This is a genomic window from Micromonospora sp. NPDC005206, assembly GCF_040608175.1.
Classification (GTDB): domain Bacteria; phylum Actinomycetota; class Actinomycetes; order Mycobacteriales; family Micromonosporaceae; genus Micromonospora.
This window is the reverse complement of the sequence record NZ_JBEXHU010000005.1, coordinates 255,782-262,501: the sequence shown is the minus strand read 5'-3', so window position 1 is coordinate 262,501 and position 6,720 is coordinate 255,782. Positions and strand designations below refer to the sequence as shown.

Below are 6,720 nucleotides of genomic sequence, written 5' to 3'. Positions count from 1 at the left end.
TACGTAGGACGAGAACAGCAAGGACGAGAACAGCAAGGACGAGAACAGCAAGGACGAGAACAGCAAGGACGAGAACAGCAAGGACGAGAACAGCAAGGACGAGAACAGCAAGGACTACGAGGGCACGTACGAGTACGGCGGCCAGGGCGGCGGCGCCGCCGCCGACGGCCACCGCGACGAGGACAGCAAGGACTGGAAGGGCGAAGAGCACGGCCAGGAAGGCCGCGACGCCAAGGACGAGGGCAAGAAGGACTGGGAGTCCAAGGACGAAGACAAGAAGGACCGGGACTCCAAGGACCACGACAAGAAGGACTGGGAGTCCAAGGACGAAGACAAGAAGGACCGGGACTCCAAGGACCGCTGGGAGAACAAGCGGGACTTCGTCTACTACGGCGAGGCCAAGGTCGACAAGGACGCCCGCCCGGGTCGCTACGAGCTCAAGGGCTCGTGCGGCGAGGGTGAGCTCGTCGTGCTGCCCCGCGGCGGGGTCGACGGCGGTGACGGTGGCGCGAGCACCGGCACCGACCGTGGCCTGGCCACCGGTGGGGCGAGCCTGCTCGGCGCTGCCGCGCTGGGCGGGATCGTGCTGATGCGTCGTCGGCGGACCGATGGTTCGCTCGTCTGACGTGACGACGACACGGGCCGGCGGCCGTCACGGGAAACCGTGGCGCGCCGCCGGCGCGGTCGTCGTCGTCACCCTGGCCATGATCGGTGCTGGCATGATCGGCACCTCGATGAAGACCACGCCCCCTCCCCGCCCGCCGCAGCCGCTGGCCCAGGCCGGTCCCGAGGTCACCGGGCCGGCGGTCACCGGTACGGTTCCGCCGGCCGACGGGGAGCCCGTAGGGGCCGTCCAGGCTGGACTGGAGCGGTCCGCCCCGACCAGCATCGAGATCCCCAAGATCAGCGTCAACGCGACGATCATGTCACTGGGCACCAACCCGGACGGCACCGTCGAGGTTCCCCCGCTGGAGCAGGCCGACCAGGCCGGCTGGTACGAACCGGGCCCGAGCCCCGGCGAAACCGGTAACGCGGTCATCGTCGGGCACGTGGACTCGGCGAAGCTCGGACCGGCCGTCTTCTTCGATCTCGGCTCTCTCGTCCCCGGCGACACCATCACCGTGCGGCGGGCCGACGGCCAACCGGTCGCCTTCAAGGTCGACTCAGTGAAGTCGTACCCGAAGACGTCCTTCCCCACGGAGCTGGTGTACGGGCCGAACGACCGGCCCGGCCTGCGGGTGGTCACCTGCGGCGGTCAGTTCGACGAGGCCGTCAAGAGCTACCCGGACAACGTGGTCGTCTTCGCCACCCTGGTGAAGTGACCCGCGACAACGAAAGCGGTCCGGCCGATCGGGTCACCCCGATCGGCCGGACCGTGTCCGGCGTACCGACTCAGGCCGCGGCGGAGGTCCGCACCAGGGTGCGGATCTGACGCAGCAGCACGGACAGGGCGGCGAGATCCGCCCGCGACTCGTCGAACTCCCCCATCGCCCGGCGCGCCCGGTGGATCGAGGTGGCGTTCGACTGCTCCCACTGCTGCACCCGCTCGTGCGGCGGCAGCTCATCAGGAGTGGAGTCGAGCACCTCCGCGGTGAGCGCGGCCAGCGCGGCGTACAGGTCGTACCGCAGCGCCATCCGTGCCAGCGTCTGCCAACGGTCCTCGCGCGGCAGCAGGGAGATCTTCGACAGCAGCGAGTCCACCCGGAACAGGTCGGAGAGCACGAAGTAGACCGAGGCCACCTCGCCCACGTCCCGACCGCTGCGGGTCGCGGTCTCCACCACGTCCAGCAGGCCGAAGCTGTACATCAGACGGGTCGCCTGCTCCGCCAACTCCCGGGGCAGCCCCCGCTCGGTCATCGAGTCGATGTGCGCCGCGATGGCCTGCCGCTCGCTGCCGTAGAACAGTTCCTCCAGGCCCGGCAGCAGCCGGGTCACCCCGTCCCGCAGGCGGGCGATCTCGGTCGGCACGTCGATCGGCGAGCGCCGGTTGGTCACCAGCCAGCGCACCGCGCGGTCGAGCAGCCGGCGGGTGTCCAGGTAGACGCTGGTCTGCAGCTCGGGCGAGACCTTGTTGTCCAGCGCCTCGACCGCGTCCCACAGCTCACGCAGCCCAAACACCTCGCGGACCACCACGTACGCCCGGATCACGTCGGCCGCGCTGGCCGCGGTCTCCTCGACCACCCGGAAGACGAACGTGATGCCGCCCCGGTTGATCGCCTCGTTGACCAGCACGGTGGTGACGATGTCCCGGCGTAGCCGGTGCCGGCCCATCCGGTCGGCGAACCGCTCGCGCATCGGCGTCGGGAAGTAGTTGACCATGACCTCGGTCGTCCACTCCTCGTCCGCCAACCCCTCGGTGAGGATCTCCCGCTCAAGGACGATCTTCACGTACGCGAGCAGCACCGCGAACTCCGGCGCGGTCAGCCCGGACTCGCTGCGGACCGCCAGCTCCTCGTCCGGCGGCAGCGCCTCCAGCGACCGGTCCAACGCGCCGGAGCGCTCCAGGTCGTTGATCATCCGACGGTGCACCGGGAGCAGCGAGGCGGCCTGGGCCTGGGCGTTGTTGATCGCCCGGGCCTGGTCGTAGTTGTCCCGCAGCACCAGCTCCCTGACCTCGTCGGTCATCTCGGCCAGCAGCTCGTCGCGGGCGGCCATGGCCAGGTCTCCGTCGCCGACAGCGGTGTTCAGCAGGATCTTGATGTTCACCTCGTGGTCGGAGGTGTCCACCCCGGCCGCGTTGTCGATGAAGTCGGTGTAGATCCGGCCACCGGTCAAGGCGTACTCGATCCGACCGAGCTGGGTCCAGCCCAGGTTGCCGCCCTCGCCGGCCACCCGGCAGCGCAGGCTGCGCCCGTCCACCCGGATCGCGTCGTTGGACTTGTCGCCCACCTCGGCGTTGGTCTGGCTGGACGCCTTGACGTAGGTGCCGATGCCGCCGTTCCAGAACAGGTCCACCGGCGCGGTGAGGATGGCCTTCATCAGCTCCTGCGGCGACATCTGCGTGACGTCGTCGTCCAGGCCGATCGCCGCCCGCACCTGCGGGGTGATCGGAATGGACTTGGCGGTACGCGAGAAGATGCCGCCGCCGGCCGAGATCAGCTCCGGGTTGTAGTCCTCCCAGGACGATCGGGTCAGGTCGAACAGCCGCTTGCGCTCGGCGTACGAGGTGGCCGCGTCCGGGTCCGGGTCCAGGAAGATGTGCCGGTGGTCGAAGGCGGCCACCAACCGGATGTGCTCGGAGAGCAGCATCCCGTTGCCGAACACGTCGCCGGACATGTCGCCGACACCGACCACGGTGAAGTCCTGGGCCTGGGTGTCCAGACCCAACTCCCGGAAGTGCCGCTTGACCGACTCCCAGGCGCCCCGGGCAGTGATGCCCATCTTCTTGTGGTCGTAGCCCGCCGAACCGCCGGAGGCGAACGCGTCGCCCAGCCAGAAGTTGTGGGCCGCGGAGATCTCGTTGGCGATGTCGGAGAACGTCGCGGTGCCCTTGTCCGCCGCCACGACCAGGTACGGGTCGTCGCCGTCGTGGCGGACCACGTCGACGGGCGGCACGATCTGCCCGCTGACGATGTTGTCGGTGACGTCCAGCATCGCGCCGACGAACTCCTGATAGCAGGCGACCGCCTCGTCCCGGTCGCCCGGCTTCTGCTTGAGCACGAAGCCGCCCTTGGCGCCCACCGGCACGATCACGGTGTTCTTCACCATCTGCGCCTTGACCAGGCCGAGCACCTCCGTGCGGAAGTCCTCCCGACGGTCGGACCAGCGCAGCCCGCCCCGGGCCACCGGCCCGAACCGCAGGTGCACGCCCTCGAACCGGGGCGAGTAGACGAAGATCTCGAACTTCGGCCGTGGGGCCGGCAGGTCCGGGATCGCCTGCGGATCGAGCTTGAAGGCCACGTACGCCTTCGGCCGCCCACCGACCGGCTTCTGGTAGAAGCTGGTCCGCAGGGTCGCCTCGATCAGCGTCAGGTACGAGCGCAGGATCCGGTCCTGGTCGAGGCTGGCCACGTCGTCCAGCGCGCCCCGGATCGTCTCCACCAGCTCACCGCTGCGCTGCTGGCGCTGCTCCGCGCTGAACTCACCCGGGGCGAACCGGGTCTCGAAGAGCTCCACCAGCAGCGCGGCAACCTTCGGGTACGCGATAAAGGTCTGCTCCATGTAGTCCTGCGAGAAGACCGTGCCGGCCTGCCGCAGGTACTTCGCGTACGCCCGCAGCACCACCACCTGTCGCCAGGTCAGCCCGCCGCGCAGCACCAGCTCGTTGAACCGGTCCACCTCGGCCTCGCCGCGCCACGCCGCCGCGAACGCGTTCTCCACGTGCGGGCGCACCTCGGCCAGCTCCTGATGCCCCTCGGGCAGCATGAGACCGAAGTCGTAGAGGTACACCCGGCCGTCGACCCGGTCCACCTCGTACGGGTGCTCGTCGACCACGCGGACGCCGAGCGAGTGCAGCACCGGCAGCACCGCGGAGAGCATCATCGGCTCGCCGTACCGGTAGACCTTGAACCGGACGTCCATGGCCTCGGCCAGGTCGTCACCCGGGACCCGGGTGCCGGGCCGGGGGGCGAGCTGCTTGCGGAACAGGTGCATCTCCAGCTGGCCGGGCTCCTCCAGCAGCTCCAGCTTGGCCAGGTCCTTCATCGCCTCGTACGGCGTGTGCCCGTCCTTGTAGCCCTCCGGGAACGCGTCGGCGTACCGGGCGAAGAGGTGCTTGGCCTGCTCGTCGCCGAGTTTGCGCTCCAGCACCAGCCGGTAGTCGTCGTCCCAGAGCCGGGTCGCGTCGGCGAGCTCCTCGGCGAGCAGGTCGGCGTCGATCTCGCCGGGCGGCCGGGTCGGGTCGGTACGGACGATGAAGTGCACGCGGGCCAGCATCGACTCGGTGACCCGGGTGGTGTAGTCCACCCCGACACCGTTCAGCTCGCGCAGCAGGATGTCCTGCATCCGTAGCCGGTTCTGTGTGGTGAACCGGTCCCGGGGCAGGTAGATCAGGCAGGAGATGAACCGCCCGTAGGCGTCCCGACGCAGGAAGACCCGCAGCTGCCGGCGGCCGGCCATCCGCAGCACGCCGATCACGGCGTGGTACAGGTCGTCGGTCTTGATCTGGAACAGCTCGTCGCGCGGGTAGGTCTCCAGAATCTGGAGCAGATCCTTGCCGGAGTGGCTGCGCCGGCTCAGGCCGGAGCGGTCCAGGACCTCGGCCACCTTGCGGCGCACCACCGGCAGCTCCCGCACGCTGGTCCGGTACGCGGCGGTGGAGAACAACCCCAGGAAGCGCCGCTCGCCGATCACGTCGCCGGCCTCGTTGAAGATCTTGAAGCCGATGTAGTCCAGGTACGCCGAGCGGTGCACGGTGGCCCGCGAGTTGGCTTTGGTGATGATGAGCAGACGCTTCTCCAGCACCTTCTCGTGGGCCTCCGGCGTCATCGACGCCAGCGAACGGGCCTCCGGGGAATCCGACCGCAGGATGCCCAGACCGGTGCCGAGCACCGCCTCCAGGGCCTTGCCGTCGACCACGTCCGCGCCGTCCCCGCCGGGAGCATCCACCAACCGGTACTCCCGGTAGCCGAGGAAGGTGAAGTGGTCCTGGGCGAGCCAGCGCAGCAGCTCCACCGAATCGGTGATGTCCTTCTCCGGCACCGGTGGGCGGTTGTCGGAGGTCCGCGCGGCGGCCAACTCGTCGGCCAGAGCCAGGGCGCGCTGGCGCATCTTCGGCCAGTCCTCCACCGCCTCCCGCACGTCGGTGAGCACCCGCTGCAGCTCGCGGCGCAGCCGCTCCCGCTCGGCCGCGTCCCGGACCGGGTCGATCTCGATCCGCATCCAGCTCTCGATGATGTCGCCGGCGATCGCGTCGTCCGGCTCCACGTCCGCGGAGACCTCGGTGAGGCGGCCCAGCGGCTCGCGCCGGACCACGACCAGCGGGTGCACCAGCAGGTGCACGTCCAGGTGGTACGAGTTGAGCAGCGCGGTCACCGAGTCGACAAGGAACGGCATGTCGTCGGTGACGAACTCGACGACCGTGTGGTGCTGATCCGCGTGCGGCTCGTGGATCCGCAGCTTCAGCTCCCCGGGCACCCGCTGCTGGGCGAGATCCCGGTGCGCCCGGGCCGCGTCGAGCATCTCTTCCGCCGTGAAGCCGACCAGCTCCTCGTCCGGGGCGAACCGCCAGAAGCGTCCGACCAGGGTCGCCGCGTCGTGGTCGTCCCCCGCGAGCGCGACAGCCTGCGCCACCAGGCGCTCCGCGTTGGGCACCGGCTCGTCGAGCTCGGCATCCTCCACGTCGTCGGCCATCGCCTCGGTCGGCAGGCCCAGATCGTAGATGGTGTCGATGCTCGACCCGGTCAGCCCGGTCACTCCCGAGTCGAGCCGGCCGGAGCCGTCCCCGTCGGTCGCCGAATCGAAGCTGTCGTCGTCCCGGCCGGAGTCATCCTGCCGGAGGTCGGGTTCCGGTTTGATCGCCGGACGCCGGTCCATCGGTGCCACTCCCCTCGACCCACCGCGTTGTGGGTCACTCTGCCGCCCAGCCTAGGCCTACCGCTCTGCACCTTCGTCGGTGGACCACTGGCCGGACGTCCGGATCGGGACTCTGTCCTTTCACCCGTTGCGGGTCCGAGGTTGGCCGGTTGCGGGATACCCCGCCGCGCGATGTTCATCACACGGGCGCGCGCCGTCTTTCCGCACGTCGGGCGGCACCGCGGGACGCTCCGGACAGCGGCCGCG

General features: G+C 69.7%; 4 protein-coding genes. 2 read left to right on the top strand and 2 right to left on the bottom strand.

Translation table 11 applies throughout. The features are described 5' to 3' along the window. The coding region (locus ABZU69_RS09345; RefSeq protein WP_354963884.1) for a hypothetical protein at positions 1 to 301 on the bottom strand (301 nt) is incomplete at its 3' end. A gap of 168 nt (positions 302 to 469) precedes the next feature. Between ABZU69_RS09345 and ABZU69_RS09340 the strand changes: the two genes are divergently transcribed. Together ABZU69_RS09340 and ABZU69_RS09335 are read left to right on the top strand one after the other, a co-directional pair. After that, entirely contained in the window at positions 470 to 625 is a 156-nt protein-coding gene (locus ABZU69_RS09340; RefSeq protein ID WP_354963883.1) for a hypothetical protein, read from the top strand. Position 626: 1 nt separating this feature from the next. Further along, positions 627 to 1,322, top strand: coding sequence for a class F sortase (locus ABZU69_RS09335; RefSeq protein WP_354963882.1), 696 nt, complete (start codon positions 627 to 629; stop codon positions 1,320 to 1,322). Positions 1,323 to 1,392: 70 nt separating this feature from the next. On the opposite strand, the gene ABZU69_RS09330 is transcribed toward ABZU69_RS09335, so the two are convergent. After that, positions 1,393 to 6,474, bottom strand: coding sequence for an NAD-glutamate dehydrogenase (locus tag ABZU69_RS09330; RefSeq protein ID WP_354963881.1), 5,082 nt, complete (start codon positions 6,472 to 6,474; stop codon positions 1,393 to 1,395). Between the last annotated feature and the right edge of the window lie 246 nt (positions 6,475 to 6,720).

Bases quoted from the DNA above. Each gene is read 5' to 3' on its own strand.
- ABZU69_RS09330 (WP_354963881.1), bottom strand. From the start codon at position 6,474: ATGGACCGGCGTCCGGCGATCAAACCGGAACCCGACCTCCGGCAGGAT.